The sequence below is a fragment of the Pseudomonas sp. GL-RE-26 genome, from assembly GCF_019956275.1.
Classification (GTDB): Bacteria; Pseudomonadota; Gammaproteobacteria; order Pseudomonadales; family Pseudomonadaceae; genus Aquipseudomonas; species Aquipseudomonas grandcourensis.
Genome location: NZ_JAHBDI010000084.1, coordinates 100,683 through 117,795, shown reverse-complemented (window position 1 = coordinate 117,795; position 17,113 = coordinate 100,683). Strand labels below are relative to the sequence as shown.

Annotated in this window: 17 protein-coding genes; 9 read left to right on the top strand and 8 right to left on the bottom strand. The window is 58.1% G+C overall.

The window, feature by feature from the left end:
* Window positions 1–115: 115 nt before the first annotated feature.
* From KGB07_RS29130 to KGB07_RS29110, 5 genes are all read right to left on the bottom strand, one after another.
* Entirely contained in the window at window positions 116–454 is a 339-nt protein-coding gene (locus KGB07_RS29130; RefSeq protein ID WP_223467475.1) for a HopJ type III effector protein, read from the bottom strand.
* Complete coding sequence (locus KGB07_RS29125) at window positions 447–743, bottom strand: DUF1244 domain-containing protein (RefSeq protein WP_046040093.1); 297 nt, start codon at window positions 741–743, stop codon at window positions 447–449. The genes KGB07_RS29130 and KGB07_RS29125 overlap by 8 nt, the downstream gene beginning before the upstream one ends.
* Before the next feature lie 45 nt (window positions 744–788).
* On the bottom strand, window positions 789–1,535 hold the full coding sequence (locus KGB07_RS29120; RefSeq protein ID WP_223467473.1) for a hypothetical protein: 747 nt from the start codon (window positions 1,533–1,535) through the stop codon (window positions 789–791).
* A complete protein-coding gene (folM, locus tag KGB07_RS29115; protein WP_223467471.1) occupies window positions 1,528–2,226 on the bottom strand; it encodes a dihydromonapterin reductase in 699 nt (232 codons plus the stop codon). Before folM ends, KGB07_RS29120 begins: the two co-directional genes overlap by 8 nt.
* Window positions 2,227–2,367: 141 nt before the next feature.
* Window positions 2,368–2,937 (bottom strand): antibiotic biosynthesis monooxygenase, encoded by a 570-nt coding sequence (locus KGB07_RS29110; protein ID WP_223467469.1) that lies wholly within the window; start codon window positions 2,935–2,937, stop codon window positions 2,368–2,370.
* A 223-nt stretch (window positions 2,938–3,160) separates the two neighbouring features.
* Here KGB07_RS29110 and KGB07_RS29105 point away from each other — a divergent pair, with 223 nt between their 5' ends.
* On the top strand, window positions 3,161–4,120 hold the full coding sequence (locus tag KGB07_RS29105; protein WP_046040098.1) for a MerR family transcriptional regulator: 960 nt from the start codon (window positions 3,161–3,163) through the stop codon (window positions 4,118–4,120).
* Between the two features lie 3 nt (window positions 4,121–4,123).
* Here the strand turns inward: KGB07_RS29105 and KGB07_RS29100 are convergent, their stop codons facing one another.
* Entirely contained in the window at window positions 4,124–4,729 is a 606-nt protein-coding gene (locus tag KGB07_RS29100) for a hypothetical protein (RefSeq protein ID WP_223467468.1), read from the bottom strand.
* A 54-nt stretch (window positions 4,730–4,783) separates the two neighbouring features.
* Window positions 4,784–5,260, bottom strand: a complete 477-nt coding sequence (locus tag KGB07_RS29095) for a PAS domain S-box protein (protein WP_046040100.1) — start codon at window positions 5,258–5,260, stop codon at window positions 4,784–4,786.
* A 102-nt stretch (window positions 5,261–5,362) separates the two neighbouring features.
* Here KGB07_RS29095 and KGB07_RS29090 point away from each other — a divergent pair, with 102 nt between their 5' ends.
* The 4 genes from KGB07_RS29090 (at window position 5,363) to KGB07_RS29075 (ending at window position 8,942) form a co-directional block, all read left to right on the top strand.
* Window positions 5,363–5,818, top strand: a complete 456-nt coding sequence (locus KGB07_RS29090) for a flavodoxin (protein WP_046040103.1) — start codon at window positions 5,363–5,365, stop codon at window positions 5,816–5,818.
* A gap of 225 nt (window positions 5,819–6,043) precedes the next feature.
* Window positions 6,044–6,826, top strand: coding sequence for a class II aldolase/adducin family protein (locus KGB07_RS29085; protein ID WP_046040106.1), 783 nt, complete (start codon window positions 6,044–6,046; stop codon window positions 6,824–6,826).
* Window positions 6,826–7,728 (top strand): alpha/beta fold hydrolase, encoded by a 903-nt coding sequence (locus KGB07_RS29080; RefSeq protein ID WP_046040109.1) that lies wholly within the window; start codon window positions 6,826–6,828, stop codon window positions 7,726–7,728. Before KGB07_RS29085 ends, KGB07_RS29080 begins: the two co-directional genes overlap by 1 nt.
* Before the next feature lie 302 nt (window positions 7,729–8,030).
* On the top strand, window positions 8,031–8,942 hold the full coding sequence (locus KGB07_RS29075) for an SDR family oxidoreductase (RefSeq protein WP_223467466.1): 912 nt from the start codon (window positions 8,031–8,033) through the stop codon (window positions 8,940–8,942).
* Between the two features lie 73 nt (window positions 8,943–9,015).
* Here KGB07_RS29075 and KGB07_RS29070 read toward each other — a convergent pair whose 3' ends face one another.
* Entirely contained in the window at window positions 9,016–9,786 is a 771-nt protein-coding gene (locus KGB07_RS29070) for an N-acetylmuramoyl-L-alanine amidase (protein WP_223467465.1), read from the bottom strand.
* A gap of 591 nt (window positions 9,787–10,377) precedes the next feature.
* Between KGB07_RS29070 and KGB07_RS29065 the strand changes: the two genes are divergently transcribed.
* The 4 genes from KGB07_RS29065 to KGB07_RS29050 all read left to right on the top strand — a co-directional run bounded on the left by KGB07_RS29065 (window position 10,378) and on the right by KGB07_RS29050 (window position 17,113).
* On the top strand, window positions 10,378–12,171 hold the full coding sequence (locus KGB07_RS29065; protein ID WP_223467463.1) for a DUF1302 domain-containing protein: 1,794 nt from the start codon (window positions 10,378–10,380) through the stop codon (window positions 12,169–12,171).
* A 23-nt stretch (window positions 12,172–12,194) separates the two neighbouring features.
* Window positions 12,195–13,565 (top strand): DUF1329 domain-containing protein, encoded by a 1,371-nt coding sequence (locus KGB07_RS29060; protein ID WP_046040116.1) that lies wholly within the window; start codon window positions 12,195–12,197, stop codon window positions 13,563–13,565.
* Window positions 13,566–13,706: 141 nt separating this feature from the next.
* Window positions 13,707–16,250 (top strand): LuxR C-terminal-related transcriptional regulator, encoded by a 2,544-nt coding sequence (locus KGB07_RS29055; RefSeq protein ID WP_046040117.1) that lies wholly within the window; start codon window positions 13,707–13,709, stop codon window positions 16,248–16,250.
* Between the two features lie 173 nt (window positions 16,251–16,423).
* Window positions 16,424–17,113, top strand: coding sequence for a hypothetical protein (locus KGB07_RS29050; RefSeq protein ID WP_046040118.1), 690 nt, complete (start codon window positions 16,424–16,426; stop codon window positions 17,111–17,113).

The window sequence follows — 17,113 nt, the reverse complement described above, 5'->3', positions numbered from 1 at the left end:
CGCAGAACCTGTAGGAGAGAGCCTGCTCGCGATGGTGGTGAACGATTACGCGTAAACCAGAGGCCCAGCAGTGCTCTTGAGTTTTTCGCGAGCAGGCTCGCTCCTACAATTTGAATCAGCGGCGGGTCAGCGGCGGCTGAGCGAACTTCACGCCAGCCAGTCCATGGGTAATCAACGCCCGGATGTTGCCGTGATCGCTGCCTTCAGGTGTGGCAACAACCGAACGGTAATGCTCGCCAAAAGCCAGCAGCGCTTCTTCATCGCTCAAGCCTTCGAGCAGCGCCAGACCCAATGTCTTGCACGAGCCTTCGTTCTGCCCGGCCGCGTTTTCGACTCCACCGTTGTTGAAGGCCTGGGGCTGGTAGTCGTAACCGGCGGCGATGAAGGCCAAAGTGTCGGCGAAGGCATGTTCGCCGGTCTTGAGGCTGGCGCGCAGGGTGTTCAAATCACTCATTGGGTTTTCCTTTGGCGAACGCCGCTTGCTGGTCGGCGCTGGCTTCTTGCTGATATTGGGCTTTCCATTCGGCGTACGGCATGCCGTAAACCACTTCGCGGGCTTCGTCGAGGCTGACCTCGATCTGGCGGTCGTCGGCCGCCGCCTTGTACCACTTGGACAGGCAGTTGCGGCAAAAACCCGAGAGGTTCATCAGGTCGATGTTCTGCACATCCTTGCGGCTGTCCAGGTGGGCCACCAGCCGGCGAAAGGCGGCGGCTTCGAGTTCCAGGCGTTGTTGATCGGTCATGGGGGCTCTCGCACGCTATGAGGCAAAGTTATTGAAAGGACGGGACTATAAAGGCGCGGGGTCGGCGTCGGTAAAGATGTTCACCGAGTTGCGTTCGGCAGTCCGGATGAACGACTGCGTCATCATTGCGATGTCCTGAATGATGAACAGTTTCTTATCCGGACTGTTGAGCAGGTCAGTGGAAATGTTAGTGCCATCCTGCATACCTGGCCATGTGCACCAGATGGACAGCACTTGCTCGCCGGAGTTTTTGATAGTGGCTTGCTCGAAATTGACTTTGTAACCCACCGACTCTGCACCGCCGAAGGTGTACTGGAAGATGTCCTTGATGGTCTCTACCGACTCAGTGGTTTTCAGGAAGTAGGCAACGATGATCCGGTCAACATTGAAACCGACCCACATTTTGGTTTTGGTATTTTTGTTGTGCAGACGATAGTTGGCACCAAAGATGTTGTTGATCGCAGATACCGCGACTTCAAGTTTTTGCCCATGCGAATCTTCGATGTTAGCCAGGGTTTTCGGCATGTTTTTGAGCAGCAGCGTTTCGGTCTTGCTGATCAGGTAGTGCAGGTTGGCCTCGCGCTCGCCAAAAATCAGTATCAGGCTGATGACCAGTGCGGTGGCTGCCAGTTGTGCCAGCGACAAGGACAACAGGATCCAGTCGCTGTGATCGGGAACACCGACAAAGGACAAAGACACATAAACCGCGGCCAACAGACACAGCGTCAACGCTGAAACAATGATCATTTTTATCCAGCGCGGCAGATAGATCAGCTTTTTCGAGTCAATCATTGATGATTCCTTTCTTGATGTGGCGCCCGCCATTAATGACGACGCTGGTTCCAGTGCTGTAGTTGGTGTTGAGCAAGAACATGACGGCGTCGATCAACGGTTGTGCGCCGGGCTCAAATTCGAGAAGGGCTTTCTTCAAGGTCCGCTGGGAGTATTCCTGAGTGCTGTTTTCCTTGAGGATGAGCAGTCCGGGAAGAATGGCGTTCACCCTGATCGTGGGGGCGTATTTCTCTGCGAAAGACAACACCATGTTTTGCAGTGCCGACTTGGTGGCCGCATATCCGATATGGCTCTTGCTACCCCGTGATGAGGTTTCGTCGCAGATATGGATGATGTCGGATCTTTCCAGCCGCAGCAGATGCTCGCCAAGTTCCAGGTTCAAATGATAGGGCGCCTCGACATGAAGCTTGAACATGCTGTTCAGATTTTCCAGGCCATCGTCGAGCCACAGAGACGCGTTGTGGATCACCGCCCGCAAACTGTCGAAATTGGTCTTGATGTATGCGATCAGCGCCTCGCGATCGCTCTGGAGCTCAAGGTTTGCTTGGAACGGCAACATGTTCGGGTGCGGTGTCACTGGGTTTAAGGAGCGGCTGACGCAGATAACGGTATTGCCGGCCTCCGCCAGAGTAGTGGCAAGTTGGAGGCCGACGCGCTTGCTGGTACCGGTGACAAGTATTGGACTATTCATAGTTGTGCGATCAGCTTCAGTAGGTCTATGCACGGGCTAAATGCGTGCAGCATAACTGAAGTTTTCCCGCTAGCGGCCAGCTTCTCCCGCCCGTTGCGATCCCGATGTTATCGGTCTGTAGATCGATGAACGAAAGAAACGCTAGTGATCGCTGACCGAATTGACCGTCAATGAGGGTGATTGGGTTTTTTTATGCAGCCAGTCTGCAAGCGCATGGGTCGACAGGGGGATGAAGAAATACACCATCAACGGCGTCAGGCACAGGGTGCTGACGAACACGCGGGGCAGCAGCGCCATCTCGCTCAGCAGCGGCCCCAGCACAAAGTTGAACAGCAGCGAGACCGGAAAGAACGCCAGCCAGATTGCCACGGCCTGTTTCCAGCGCGGCGGGCGTTGACCGACGGCACCGAACCAACCCTCGATACCGCTGACCCGATGTTCTGTCGGGTGGGCGAACAGGTCGCTGCCGCGTCCGAGCCAGGCGCTGCGCGAAGCGGAATGCTCCCAGGCGTGCAGGGTCTGCTCGTCGGCGAAGCGGAAGATTATCTGGAATTCGTCATCGCCGGGCGGCGGTGCGAGTACGCCGGAGCCGAGGTAGCCGGGAAAGTCGGTGGCCAGTTGTTCGCCTTCGCGCAGCCAGGCGATCAGGTCTTGATAGCGTCCATTGGCAACGCGGCGCGCAACCATCAGCGTGACGGGTGGGGTAGACATTGTGTATCTCCGTAAGGCATTTGCGTCGCTCCGGATAGGAACTTCGCCAGGCACAGCGCCGGGGTGGTGGGCTGCGACTCGAAACAAGCAAGGATTATTCCTGATTCTGCCCGTGGCGTCTGTGACGTTTATCCGCTCATTCGCGGCATCGATTTTTTACGGAAACTTTACGGGGCAGGGGCGTTAGAATAACGCTCGGACGATACAGGGATGTTTCAACAGGATGCCCATACTTACAGACGTCGCTTCAGGCTCCACGCAGGCCGTCGCTCTTGAACAGGAAGAACTCTTCCCTATTCGCGAGGTGGCGCGACTGACAGGTGTCAACCCGGTCACGCTTCGAGCCTGGGAACGACGATATGGCCTGATTGTTCCAACACGCACCGATAGTGGGCATCGCCTCTATTCGATGTCCGATATCGAGCGTGTCCACAGCATCCTCGGCTGGATCGAGCGCGGGGTTGCCGTCAGCAAGATCGGCAAGATCCTGGCCAGGACCGAGCCGCTCCAGCCGTTGTCGCACATCATCCCCAACAGTCTTGTGGAAGCCGATTACGCGCAGTGGCGGCAGCAGGTGCTTGCTGCGGTCAACGGGTTTGACGACATTCGGCTGGAGCAGGTCTACGGTCAGATCTTTTCCAGTTACTCCCTGCCGGTGGTGTTTCAGGACATTCTGATGCCCATCTGGAAGCAGTTATTGCAACGCCAGGACCAGTTCGGTGGAACCAGCGAGTGGCTGTTCCTGGATGGCTTTCTGCGTTCCCGGGTGGTGCAGCGTTTGTTGTTGATTCGCGAAAAACAGCCGCGTCGCGTGGTCATCTGTGCCCTGGTTGGCCAGTGCCGGGAACTGGAACTGCTGGTCGCCGCCCTGTTCCTGAGTTCCGGGCCAGTGGCCGTTCGCGTGCTGAACATGGGCCAGCCATTCGAGGAACTGGCGCTGATGTGTGAAAGGATCAAACCCTTGGCGCTGGTGCTGTTTTCCAATCATGTGCCGGCTCCCGAGTTGCCGCGGCGCCTGAATCGCCTGGCCACGAGTCTGGAGTGCCGATTGTTGTTGGCCGGCGATGCTTGCGACCTGGTACAGGAAAGCCTGGCCGGGTCATCGATCGGTTGCCTGGGCAATGAAGGGGAGGTTATGAGCCAGCGTCTGAAGCAGTTCCTGGCGGGTACTCTGGATACTTGAGGTTCAGAGATGCAGCGCAGGATGAGTCAAACGATGCTGTTGCAGGATGAACTGGCGCAGGCGCTCGGTTTCGTCCGTATCGCTCTGGCTCAGTTGATAGGCGTAGAAGCCCTTTTCGTTTTCTTTCTCGAAGGTGCCGCGCAAGGCAATCCGCTCGTAGCCTGAGGGGCTGAACCACAAGGCGAAATGCTTCGGCGGTTTGGTCTTGTTGCGAGCTTCCAGCAAAACCCCTTTACACGACACTTCGTGTACCCACAGGGTGCCGGGTTGACCCTTGGCGTTTTCCAGGGCTACCGGTTCGTCCAGCACCAGGCGCCAAGGCCGGACCATCGGCCCGTCTTCATAGATGCTTGGCACGCCGAGACGCAAATGCAGCGCATGGAACTCGTCTTCCACCAGGTGCAGGGGGAAGGTCATTTGCTGGTTTTCGAAGCTGGCTTGAATGGTGACCTGCTCATGGGCCGCCAGGCGGGTGAGCAGGTCACGGATTTGCGAACCACCGTTGACGAGCAGGCTCGACGTCGCGTCCCGCACATTGAGTTGCGGGTTGTGTTGCATGGTCTGGATGAAATCCAGCTCATCCTGGGTCAGGAGCGCGTCGCGTTGCATGGCCAGCTCGAAAGATATAGTTACAAAGTCATTGGTGATTGTAGTTACTGACCATTAATTCTGAATTTCGTTTGCGCCGTTCGTCGCCTTGAGCGCGGCAAGCTCGGCCTGAAGTTCAGCCAACTGCCCCTCCAGCTGTGCCACGCGCTGTTGCGCCTTGACCTGCGCGGTGACGTCTTTCTGCACACCGACAAAATAGGTTTGCCCGTCCGCCGGATTTTTCACCGTTGAAAGGGACAATTCGTTCCAGAACGGTGTGCCGTCCTTGCGGTAGTTGCGCAGTATTTCCCGGCAGGATCCTTCACGGTTCAATGCATCGCGAATCAGCGGCAGGGCTTCCTGATCGCGGTCCCCCGACTGCAGGAAGCGACAATCCTGATAGAGGATTTCTTCACTGGAGTACCCCGTCAGGCGTTCGAACGCGGGGTTGACGTAAATGAGGATTTTGTCCTGATCGCCTTCCTTTTCGGCAATCACGATACCGTCATTGGAGGCATTGATCACCATTTGCAGCAGCTGTGCATTAATCATCGGAGTATCCTTTCCTGATTGATTGTCGATTGCATTCTAAAAGAACTATCACGACCGTGCTGTTAATATCCGGGTCTTTTACTCGGATTCAGGATCAGATTGATGAAAGTCGCCATCATTTCCGGCTCGGTGTACGGCACGGCCGAAGAAGTTGCCCGCCACGCCGCCAGCCTGTTGAAAGCCGCCGGTTTCGAAACCTGGCACAACCCCCGAGCGACCCTCGCCGACGTCCAGGCGTTTGGCCCCGAAGCCTTTCTGGCGGTGACCTCCACTACCGGCATGGGTGAGCTGCCGGACAACCTGCAACCGCTGTATTCGAGCATTCGTGACCAATTGCCAGCAGCCTGGCGCGGTTTGCCGGGCGCGGTGATCGGGTTGGGCGATGCGAGCTATGGCGATACTTTTTGTGGCGGCGGCGAGCAGATGCGCGAATTGTTCGGTGAACTGGGCATTCGCGAAGTACTGCCGATGCTGCGCCTGGATGCCAGTGAAAGCGTGACCCCTGAGACGGACGCCGAGCCTTGGCTGGCGGACCTGATCAGCGCACTGCGCGACTGAGCGTTGCCCCGGTACCAACGGCAGTCAGGGATCTGACAGTGCGCTGAAAGCTGCCTGTCAGACCTTTGCTGACGCCGGTCATTTGACATGGATCCAGGGCAGCAGGGCGGCTGACCCGCTGGGCCATCAAGCTGGCTGCCAACGCAACTACACGAACCTCAAGGGCTGACTAGACTCGGTAAACATAGGAAACACTCCATAATAAAAACATCGAGGCTTCTTGCCGTGACCGTCGCTCCCGTCCAATCGCCACCCAGTGTCAAAGACCAGGTCAGTGCTGCCGAGTGGCAGACCCGCGTCGATCTGGCGGCCTGTTATCGCCTGGTCGCCCAACATGGCTGGGATGACCTGATCTTCACCCATATCTCCGCCAAGGTGCCCGGCACCGAAGATTTCCTGATCAACCCGTTCGGGTTGATGTTTCACGAAATTACCGCGTCGAGCCTGGTCAAGGTAGATCAGGCCGGCAACAAGCTGATGGACAGTCCTTACGAGATCAATCCGGCGGGCTACACCATCCACAGCGCGGTGCATGAAGTTCGTCACGATGTCGTCTGCGTGCTCCATACCCACACGGCTTCGGGGGTGGCGGTGTCCGCACAGAAGCAGGGCGTTCTGCCGATAAGCCAACAGTCGTTGTTCGTGCTTTCCAGCCTGGCCTACCATGCCTACGAAGGCGTGGCGCTCAACCATGAAGAGAAAGTGCGTCTGCAGGCCGACCTCGGTGAAAACAATTTCCTGATGTTGCACAACCACGGTCTGCTGACCTGCGGCAGCACCATCGCCGATACGTTCCTGATGATGTTCACCTTTCAGCGTGCCTGCGACATTCAGGTCATGGCGCAAAACGGTGCCGCTGAACTGATCGCCATCGAACCGCAGATTCTGGCCGGCGCCAAAGCCATGATCGCGGGTGTCACCCGAAGTGCTCAAGGAATGGGCGGAGCGCTGGCCTGGCCGGCGCTGCTGCGCAAACTCGATAAACTGGACCCGGGTTATAAACTCTAATGGAACTCGCCGAGATCCCCCTGTGTGTCTGGCGCAAACGCAGCCAGACGTTCGTGTTCCGTGGCCAGAGCATCCGTTACTGGACAGCAGGACAGGGCGAGCCGCTGTTGCTCATTCACGGCTTTCCTTCCGCCAGTTGGGACTGGCATTACCTGTGGCAGCCATTGACCCAGCGTTTTCGCGTGATCGCTTGCGACATGCTGGGCTTCGGCGATTCGTCCAAACCGGTGAATCACGAATACAGCCTGCTGGAGCAAGCGGATCTGCAACAGGCACTGCTTGAACACCTGAATGTCGAACAGCCAGTGCACCTGCTCACCCACGATTATGGCGACAGCGTGGCCCAGGAACTGCTGGCCCGGCATTACGAATCGCGGTTGGAACTGGCCAGTTGCGTGTTTCTCAACGGCGGGCTGTTTCCGGAAACCCACCACCCGCTACTGATGCAAAAACTCTTGCTCAGTCCTTTGGGCTGGATGATTGGCCGCGCCTTCAGTCGTGAAGGCTTGGTGAGAAGCTTTCGGCAGATTTTCGGTCCGCAAACCCGTCCCAGTGAAAGCCAGATGGATGATTTCTGGAGTCTGGTCGAAAGCCAGCGTGGGCCACGGATCATGCACAAATTGATCGCCTACATCCCGGAGCGACGCGTCTGGCGCAACCGCTGGGTGAGCGCGATGCAACGCGGTGAAGTGCCGCTGCGAGTGATCGATGGCGGGGTCGATCCGGTCTCCGGCGTGCACATGGTCGAGCGTTACCGGGAGCTGATCCCGGATGCGGACACAGTGGTGTTGCCCGACATTGGCCACTACCCGCAGATCGAGGCCCCCGGCGAGGTGCTTAAGCACTACCTGGCGTTTCGCGATCAATTGCTCTTGCCGCCGCGCAAGGTGGCATGTTCCTGAACCTTAAAGTGAACTGTTGTGGCGAGGGGGCTTGTCGGATCGCCGCACCGCCCCGTTCGGCTGCGAGGCAGTCGTAAACCTGCTAAACGCGTTATACCTGAATCACTGCGCTGTATGGTTTGGGGCCGCTGCGCAGCCCAACGGGGGCAAGCCCCCTCGCCACAGGGTTTCGTGTCCATTTTCTCTATCAATCATCCCCCAGCCTTATCGCGCACCATTCAGCCTCCCCCGTGTTCATTGTGACCCGCTGCGCCGTGCCTGAAACTCGGACTCACTGTCCATTGGCCTGCTGGAGTCCCCCCATGAATGAGTCTGTGCGCTTCGAAGATAAAGTCGTGATCATCACCGGAGCCGGTGGCGGTCTGGGACGGACGCATGCACTTCTGTTCGCCAGGCAGGGCGCCAAGGTACTGGTCAACGATCTTGGCGGCTCGGCCCAGGGCGAAGGCGCCAATGCCTCGGCCGCTGACCGCGTGGTCGCGGAGATCCGCGAGGCTGGCGGCATTGCCGAAGCCAACCATGACTCGGTCACTGACGGTGACAAACTGGTCCAGCACGCCCTGGACGTCTTCGGTCGCGTCGACGTGGTGGTCAACAACGCCGGGATCCTGCGTGACAAGACCTTCCACAAAATGGATGACGCCGACTGGGACCTGGTTTACCGCGTCCACGTCGAAGGTGCCTACAAAGTCACCCGTGCCGCCTGGCCGCACATGCGCGAGCAGAACTACGGCCGGGTGATTTTCACTGCGTCGACCTCGGGCATCTATGGCAACTTCGGCCAGTCCAACTACGGCATGGCCAAGCTCGGTCTCTACGGCCTGACGCGCACCCTGGCCATCGAAGGCCGCAAGAACAACATCCTGGTCAACGCCATCGCCCCCACCGGTGGCACGCGCATGACCGAAGGCCTGATCCCGCCGCAGGTCTTCGAGCAGCTCAAGCCGGAACTGGTCAGCCCGCTGGTGGTGTACCTGGCCAGCGAGAACTGCGAGGAAACCTCCGGTTTGTTTGAAGTCGGCGGCGGCTGGATGGGCAAGGTCCGCTGGGAGCGCAGCCTCGGCATCGGCTTCGATCCACGGGCCGGTTTCTCCCCGGAAGACGTGGCGGCGCACTGGCAGCAGATTTGCGACTTCGAAGGCGCGGCGCATCCGAAGGACAACATCGAAGCGCTGAAGGAAATGATGGGGAATTTGCAGAAGTATTCGCTCTGATAGCGCCGGCAAGGCCACATTGACTGACCTTGCCGGTTGTTGCATTGTCGGCTGCAAAGCCGTTTGCCAAGGGTCAGCCGGGGAAGTATTTGACAACCAACGCCTTCAAATTGGCGGCTGTCTGTGCATCCATTTTTCCATCGAAGTTTTCCGGGCGAAAATGCATCTGGAATGCCCGCACCAACTGTTGAAAGCCGCCGTCCGTTGACGCGCCCGAAACATCGTATCCATAGGATTTGAACAGCCCCAGCAATTCACTTCGGGCTGGAACCCCCGATCTGTTGTATTGGCGCAGATACTCGTCCCGAGTAGTTTCATCGAACCAGGCGCCGACACCTTTCAAGTAAAGCTCCCGCCAGGGAAACATCGGTCCCGGGTCACTTTTGCGGCCGATCGAAACATCGGAGTGGCCCAGAACCTGCGTCGGCGTGATATCCGGGTAACGCATGAGTATATTCAGCGCCAGTTGTTCAATCGCAGCAATCTGCTCAGGGTGATACGGCGGAAAGGTGAAGTCGCCTTTGTTGTCGGTCGCCAGGTTGACGACTTCAATGCCGATGGACGTGTCATTCAGATTGCTGCGGCTGCCCCACTGACTGACACCCGCGTGCCACGCACGATGAATTTCATCCACCAGGTTGAAAACTTCCTGCCCGGTATAGCCGGCTTTCAGGTAGCTGGGGTCCGTGATATCTGGAACCAGATAGTGCGCGCTGACATTCGGGCCGGTCAGGGCACTGACAGAGTTCGCAAAGTCTGCGGCCGTGTAGTGAAGAATCAGAAAGCGTATTCGACTGTTGAAACTTTTGGTTGAGCGATAGTGGTTGTAGATGATGGGTTTCATGGTTGCACTCGAAATAAGTAAGTTTGAAGCCGGACGAAGATAAAAGTCGTTCGCCGACTTGCTGTTCAACTTAATGACTCGAGTGCTTTTGGTGTTTACCTATGCTTGTAGGCGCTTTCTGAAAGAAATGTAGGAATGCGAAAGTTTGACTGTATGGTCAGGGGTTACCGACTGGCAGCCGTTACTCATCAAGAACCATCGCCCATAAAAAAGGCCGCTGCAAACGCAGCGGCCAAAGTAAGACGTTGGATCAGGAGCTACAAATCAACGTCAGTGAACACGGGGTGATGAACCGAATCTTCAATTCATCTGAAATCTTTCAGTCACGGCGCAGGCCGGTACAGGGTGCCTGCGGTGGTTTACCGTGACAGCCAGACAAGAATAAGCCCTTGGTGTCGTAGGAAAAATACCAATTACGGACATGCACTGTTGCAGCCCCGGCAACAGTCAGGATTCGGCTGCTCGTCGTCCGGGTGATGACCTGTACCAGTCATCCTTTAGAGGTACACCACGAATACCTCCTTGGTGCGCTTATCGGCCCCGATGCCCGGCAGTAGGGTGAGGCCTTCTGTCACTCACCGGGGAAGACGCATGACAAAAACAACAATGCGCGCCATCTTCACACCACAGGCGCTGGCGGCTGCGGTCGCCTTGGGTTGCTGTGCCCAGGCGCAGGCCATTTCGTTCAACATCGGGGAAATCGAGGGGACGTTCGACTCTTCGCTGTCGGTCGGCGCGAGCTGGGGCATGCGTGATGCGGATAGCGCGCTGGTGGGCACCGTCAACGGCGGTTCCGGCCAGTCTTCGACCGGCGACGACGGGCGATTGAATTTCAAGAAGGGTGAAACCTTCTCGAAGATCTTCAAGGGTATTCACGACCTTGAACTGAAGTACGGCGACACCGGTGCGTTTGTGCGTGGCAAGTACTGGTACGACTTTGAACTCAAGGATGAAAGCCGCCCCTTCAAGGACATCAGCGATCACAACCGCAAAGAAGGCGCCAAGTCTTCAGGCGGACAAATCCTCGACGCTTTCGTCTATCACAACTACTCCCTCGCCGATTTGCCGGGCACGGTCCGCGCCGGCAAGCAGGTGGTCAGTTGGGGCGAGAGCACGTTCATCGGCAACTCGATCAACAGCATCAATCCGGTCGACGTCTCCGCGTTCCGTCGTCCTGGCGCCGAGATCAAGGAAGGCCTGATCCCGGTCAACATGCTGTTCGCCTCCCAGGGTCTGACGGATAAGTTGACCGTGGAAGGCTTCTATCAACTGGAATGGGACCAGACGGTCGTCGATAACTGCGGCACTTTCTTTGGTGTCGATGTGGTGGCGGACGGCTGCAACAAGGGCTACACCGTCGCCAACCCGGCCATTGCGCCCTTGCAGCCGATTGCGGCTGCTTTTGGCCAGGGCTTCGAGGTCAGCAAGGAGGGGGTGATCGTTCCCCGTGGCGGCGACCGCGATGCCCGGGATTCCGGGCAGTGGGGTACGGCGTTGCGCTGGCTGGGGGACGACACCGAGTACGGCCTGTACTTCATGAACTACCACAGCCGTTCGCCGAATGTCGGGACCACCACCGCCGGCCTCAGTACGCTGGCAAGCATTCCGGGGATCGTTGCCGCCGCCAACCGCATCGCCCCCGGCAGCGGTTCGGGCCTGGCCCAAAGTGTGATGCTCGGTCGCGGCCAGTATTACCTCGAATACCCGGAGGACATCCGCCTCTACGGCGCGAGCTTCTCCACCACCTTATCCACCGGCACCGCGTGGAACGGGGAAATCAGCTACCGCCCCAACCTCCCGGTGCAGGTCAACACCAATGACCTGACCCTGGCCATGCTCAATCCGATCGCGGGTGGTGCGGCATCGCCCATCGCCACGTCCCCCGGGGCTGACAACAAGGGTTATCGCCGCAAGGAAGTGACGCAGATCCAGAGCACCCTGACGCACTTCATCGATCAGGTCGCCGGTGCGGATCGTCTGACCCTGGTGGGCGAGGCCGCAGTGGTTCGGGTCGGTGGTCTGGAGTCGCGCACCAAACTGCGCTACGGCCGCGACTCGGTGTATGGCCAATATGGTTTCGGCGGCGACACCGGCGGCTTCGTGACCTCGACTTCATGGGGTTATCGCGGCCGGGCCATCCTCGACTACAACAACCTCATCGCCGGGATCAACGTCAGGCCCAACCTCTCGTGGTCCCACGATGTCTCTGGCTATGGCCCCAACGGTCTGTTCAACGAAGGCGCCAAGGCGATCAGCCTCGGTGTCGATGCGGACTATCGCAACACCTACACCGCGAGCCTCAGTTACACCGACTTTTTCGGCGGGAACTACAACGTCCTCACCGACCGTGACTTCGTGGCGTTGAGCTTTGGTGTGAACTTCTGATCTGGCTGAAAAGGATGAATTCAATGCGCAAGATGATTCTGCAATTGGGCACCGTTCTGGCCCTGAGTCTGCTGGCCGCCAATGTGATGGCCGCGGTGTCGCCGGAAGAAGCCAGCAAGCTCGGCACCAGCCTTACACCGCTCGGTGCCGAGAAGACCGGCAATGCCGATGGCTCGATTCCGGCCTGGACCGGCGGCATCTCGAAAAACGCTGGCGCGGTGGATAGCAAAGGTTTCCTGGCCGACCCGTTCGCCAACGAAAAACCCTTGTTCGTGATCACCGCGGCGACCGTCGACAAGTACAAGGACAAGCTCTCCGACGGCCAGATCGCGATGTTCAAGCGCTATCCAGAGACTTACAGGATTCCGGTCTATCCCAGCCATCGCACCGTGGCGTTACCGGCAGAAATCTATGAGTCGGCCAAGCGCAGTGCACTGAACGTAACACCGATCAACGACGGTAACGGTCTGGCCAACTTCACCGGCAATCGCTACTACGCGTTCCCGATCCCGAAGAATGGCGTGGAAGTGATCTGGAACCATGTCACTCGTTACCACGGCGGCAATCTGCGCCGCACCATCACCCAGGCGACACCGCAGTCCAATGGCGACTTCACCGTGATCCGCTTCAAGGACGAGGTCGCCGTGCCGTCGTTGCTCAGCGATCTGAAACCGGGCAGCGACGATAACGTCCTCAACTACTTCAAGCAGGAAGTGACCGCGCCGGCGCGGCTGGCGGGCAACGTGTTGCTGGTCCACGAGACCCTCGACCAGGTCAAGGAGCCGCGCAAGGCCTGGATCTACAACGCAGGCCAGCGCCGGGTACGGCGTGCGCCACAGGTCGCTTATGACGGCGTCGGCACCTCATCCGACGGCCTGCGCACCACCGACAACTTCGACATGTTTTCCGGCGCGCCGGATCGCTACGACTGGAAACTGATCGGCAAGAAGGAGATGTACATCCCTTACAACAGCTACAAGCTCGACTCGCCAGACCTCAAGTACACCGATGTGATCAAGGCCGGGCACATCAATCAGGACCTGACTCGCTATGAGTTGCACCGGGTCTGGGAGGTTGTCGCCACGGTCAAGCCGAGCGAACGGCACGTGTACGCCAAGCGCCACATGTACATCGATGAAGACAGCTGGCAAGTGGCGCTGGCCGACCACTACGACGGGCGTGGCCAGCTCTGGCGTGTCGCCGAAGGGCATGCCCAGTTCTACTACGATCACCAGGTTCCGGCCTATACCGTCGAAGCGCTGTATGACCTGATCGCCGGCCGCTATATCGCCTTGGGAATGAAGAACGAAGAGAAGCGCAGCTTCGAATTCAACATCGATGCAAAAGCGGGGGACTACACGCCAGCAGCCTTGCGTAGCACGGGGGTTCGGTAGGTTTCCTACAGGCTCCTACACAAAAGGGTGACTTTGCGGTCACCTTTTTTATAGCGGTCGATCAGTGTGTTGAATACTTCTTCAACAAGCGCTCGGGAGGGGGCTAGGGTGGCGCCAGAATTATAAAAAAGGCGCACCACAATGACTGCAATGACGCACTGTCTGGACCGCCCTGGCTTTCTGCCCCGACTGTCGTCCCATCATTTGTCCCGCGAGCGGCTGATCGAGCCCATGCTGGTTTCGACCGCGCGGGTGAAGTTGCTTTGCGCACCGGCCGGTAGTGGCAAGAGCGCGTTGCTCACCGAATGCCTGCTACGGGCGCCGGAACACTTCCGGGTCTGTTGGCTGCCGCTGGCGGGGGCGTCCTTGAGCACAGTCGATTTTCTGTTGCGCCTGACGCAAGCGCTGGGCCTGCCCTCGACGGATGAGCCCGGGCTGCTGGCGCATCTGGCCCGATTACAGGCGCCGGTCTGGCTGTTTATCGATGATTACTGCCGGGCACCCAATCCGGAACTCGACCGGATGCTCGATCGCCTGTTGGCCGTCGCCAGCCCGGCACTGACCTGGTGGATGAGTTCCCGTCGACGACCACCCTGCAACTGGCCGCGGCTGCTGCTCGATGATGAGTTGTACGAGTGCGAGGGCCGGACGCTGGCGTTTAACGAGGCCGAGGTCGGGCAGTTGCTCGGTCATGTCGAGCCGACCCTGGCGGCACAAACCGCCAAAAGGGTGGTTCAGCGCAGCGGTGGCTGGTGCGCTGGCGTGCGGATCGCGTTGCTCAATGGTTGTCCGTGGTCGGGTGAGCAAGGGCGTTCGGCGACATTGCTCGATTATCTGCAACACGAGTTGTTCAACACCTTGCCGCCGGAGTTGGTCGAGGTCTGGAAGGTGCTGGTTCATCTGCCACGGTTCAACGCCAGCTTGTGCGAGCATCTTTTCGGTACGGGTGAGGGCGCGCAGTGGCTACACGCGTTGCAGGACATGGGCTGCTTCATTGAACCATGGGAAGACTCCGTCGAGTGGTTGCGGGTCTTCGAACCACTGGCCAGGGAGATGCGTGAAGAACCGACCCCGGCCGGGCGATCCTGGCATCGCCGCGCGTGCCAATGGTTCAGCGCCGAAGAAGACTGGCAGGGGGCCTTCGAGCAGGCGTTGCTGGCGCAAGAGCATGAGGTCGCGGTCAGTCTGTTGCAACACTTCAGTTTTGAGCATCTATTCAAGCGTCAGAACGTCAGCTGGTTACTCAAGCTGCACGAGCAACTGGGTGAACAGTTGACCCTGGGCACGCCGCAACGGGTGGGGTTGATCACTGCAGCATTGCTGTTTGCCGGGCGTTTCGAGCAGGCGGCTGCCTGCATCGGGCAACTGTCCCGATTTGCCCCGCAACCGACGGCATCCTTGCAACGGCAACTGCTGGCGCGTTGGCAGGCGCAACAGGGTTGGTTGCTGCATTTGCAGGGGCGCCTGCCGGCGGCACGGGCTCATTTTATCGAGGCACTGGACGAACTGGCGGCGGAGGCGTGGCCCGCACGGTTGCTGTGTCTGTCCGGGTTGACCCAGCAAGCGCTGCTCAACGCCGACCTCGATGCCGCTCAGGCCTTCAATCGTGACGCACTGTGCTTGGCGCGGGCACAAGGTTCGTTGCTGTTTGAAGGCTTGCTTGAACTCGATCATGCACAGTTGCTGGAACAGCGTGGTGCACCGCGGCGAGCGGGGCAGTTGCTGGCCGACATCCATGAAATGCTCGGACGGCAGGCTGATCGACCGATGCCGTTGCTGGGACGAATCGCCTTGCGGCGTGGGCGGTTGGCCCTCTGCCAGGGCCAGGATGAATTGGCCGGTGAATGTTTCCAGGCGGGCCTTGATGACTGCCTGCACAGTCAGGACAAACACGTGTTGTACGGGTTTCTCGGGCAGGCGCAACTGGCGGCCAATGAACGTGATTACGCCCAAGCATTTGATCGTCTGCGCGAGGCCGAACGGTTGATGCAGCAACGGCAGATCCCCGACACTGTTTATCGCGGCGTGCTGCTGCAAATCAGCAGTCATTTCTGGCTGCAACAAGGGCGACCGGAGCTGGCGCGGGAGGCGCTGACCCGGGTCTTGCGTCATTACCGCGGGGCCCACGCGCGCCAGGCACCGCCGGCTACACTGCAACTGATTGCGCGTATCGAATACCAGTTGGTGTTGGCCGAGACTCAACTGCAACTGGTGCAACGTCCACTGGATCGACTCAAGGCGTTACTCGAGCACGCGCAACAACACGCCATGGTGGCGCTGGAAACGGAGCTGCAATTGGCCATCTGCGAAGTGGCGGACCTGACGGGTGAACCGGACATGGCCCACGCAGCACTGGAGGCCGGACTGGCGTTGGTCAAACGTTGTCAGGGGCAACAGGCATTGCGTGATTTGAACTTGCGTCAGCCGAGCCTGATCAGTCGTTTACAAGGCGAGGAGACGGTGACCGCGCGGGCCCTGGATGCCAGCCTGCTGAGTATTCGGGAACTGGAAGTGCTCGGCCTGATTGCCCAGGGCAGTTCCAATCAGCAAATTGCCGAGCAGTTGTTCATTTCGTTGCATACGGTGAAAACCCATGCCCGGCGCATTCACAGTAAGTTGGGTGTGGAACGGCGTACACAGGCAGTTGCCATGGCGAAGAAGTTGGGGTTGATAATGCAGGTCTGATAGTTGTTGGTTTTTAGTCGGGAAATTAATTAAAACATACTGTCGCGTGCATAAATAACTGTGTTGATTAGTATGGTCAGTGGCGCTGGCAAATAAGCAATTGGTTGCGATGTCAGTACATTGAACGACAGGTCGAGCAGGATGCTCGGCTCTTAACGTGACAGGAAGTCTGTATGAGTGACAGTTTTTTTTCTAACAGTAAGATTGTGCTATTGAAGCGTATTCGTGCGGATTTCGCCGTCGAGGTGCTGTTGACTGAACGCTTGGGGGAACTCGGGATCAACCCGTTCAAGACCTATCTGAATACGCTGGTTGATATTCTTGGCACTGACGTCAGCGAGTCCAGGACGTTATTCGATGAGACGCTGGAGTGGGTTGAGAAAGAGTCACTGCCTAATTATATTCAGGGTATCAATGGGGTCTTCAATCGGCCATATACTTTTGAGCGGGAACATCAGGTTGAAGGACTGGATCTGATAGAGTTTGAAAGAATAGTAATGGATACCGTCCGTTGGTTGATCGATGCGCCCTCAATCAATCTTTCAAAACGCTCGATCAAGGTTTCTGGTCTTGAACAGGTCCATGCAGCGTTAAAGTATCAGATCCCGGAAATCAATATTGATAACGTGTACTTGACCAGCTTTGTGACTGAGCCGGACGGGCGAAAGATACTTCAATCCAGAAGTCTGGCCGAAGATATCTTTGCTCATTTTCAACATGATGAAATTCCTTACTATCACGGCGAAGGACTGGGCGTTTATTCGGTCGCCTACAGTTCCCGGGAATCTGATGTGCATCCGCAACTCACGATCAAGGACATCAGCGACCTGGTGATCGAAATTGCTCCGGATTTCCTGATCTGA

Coding starts and splice junctions, on each gene's coding strand:
- KGB07_RS29130 (WP_223467475.1), bottom strand. CDS start 454: ATGAGTGATTTGAACACCCTGCGCGCCAGCCTCAAGACCGGCGAACAT.
- KGB07_RS29125 (WP_046040093.1), bottom strand. CDS start 743: ATGACCGATCAACAACGCCTGGAACTCGAAGCCGCCGCCTTTCGCCGG.
- KGB07_RS29120 (WP_223467473.1), bottom strand. CDS start 1,535: ATGATTGACTCGAAAAAGCTGATCTATCTGCCGCGCTGGATAAAAATG.
- folM (WP_223467471.1), bottom strand. CDS start 2,226: ATGAATAGTCCAATACTTGTCACCGGTACCAGCAAGCGCGTCGGCCTC.
- KGB07_RS29110 (WP_223467469.1), bottom strand. CDS start 2,937: ATGTCTACCCCACCCGTCACGCTGATGGTTGCGCGCCGCGTTGCCAAT.
- KGB07_RS29105 (WP_046040098.1), top strand. CDS start 3,161: ATGCCCATACTTACAGACGTCGCTTCAGGCTCCACGCAGGCCGTCGCT.
- KGB07_RS29100 (WP_223467468.1), bottom strand. CDS start 4,729: ATGCAACGCGACGCGCTCCTGACCCAGGATGAGCTGGATTTCATCCAG.
- KGB07_RS29095 (WP_046040100.1), bottom strand. CDS start 5,260: ATGATTAATGCACAGCTGCTGCAAATGGTGATCAATGCCTCCAATGAC.
- KGB07_RS29090 (WP_046040103.1), top strand. CDS start 5,363: ATGAAAGTCGCCATCATTTCCGGCTCGGTGTACGGCACGGCCGAAGAA.
- KGB07_RS29080 (WP_046040109.1), top strand. CDS start 6,826: ATGGAACTCGCCGAGATCCCCCTGTGTGTCTGGCGCAAACGCAGCCAG.
- KGB07_RS29075 (WP_223467466.1), top strand. CDS start 8,031: ATGAATGAGTCTGTGCGCTTCGAAGATAAAGTCGTGATCATCACCGGA.
- KGB07_RS29070 (WP_223467465.1), bottom strand. CDS start 9,786: ATGAAACCCATCATCTACAACCACTATCGCTCAACCAAAAGTTTCAAC.
- KGB07_RS29065 (WP_223467463.1), top strand. CDS start 10,378: ATGACAAAAACAACAATGCGCGCCATCTTCACACCACAGGCGCTGGCG.
- KGB07_RS29060 (WP_046040116.1), top strand. CDS start 12,195: ATGCGCAAGATGATTCTGCAATTGGGCACCGTTCTGGCCCTGAGTCTG.
- KGB07_RS29055 (WP_046040117.1), top strand. CDS start 13,707: ATGACTGCAATGACGCACTGTCTGGACCGCCCTGGCTTTCTGCCCCGA.
- KGB07_RS29050 (WP_046040118.1), top strand. CDS start 16,424: ATGAGTGACAGTTTTTTTTCTAACAGTAAGATTGTGCTATTGAAGCGT.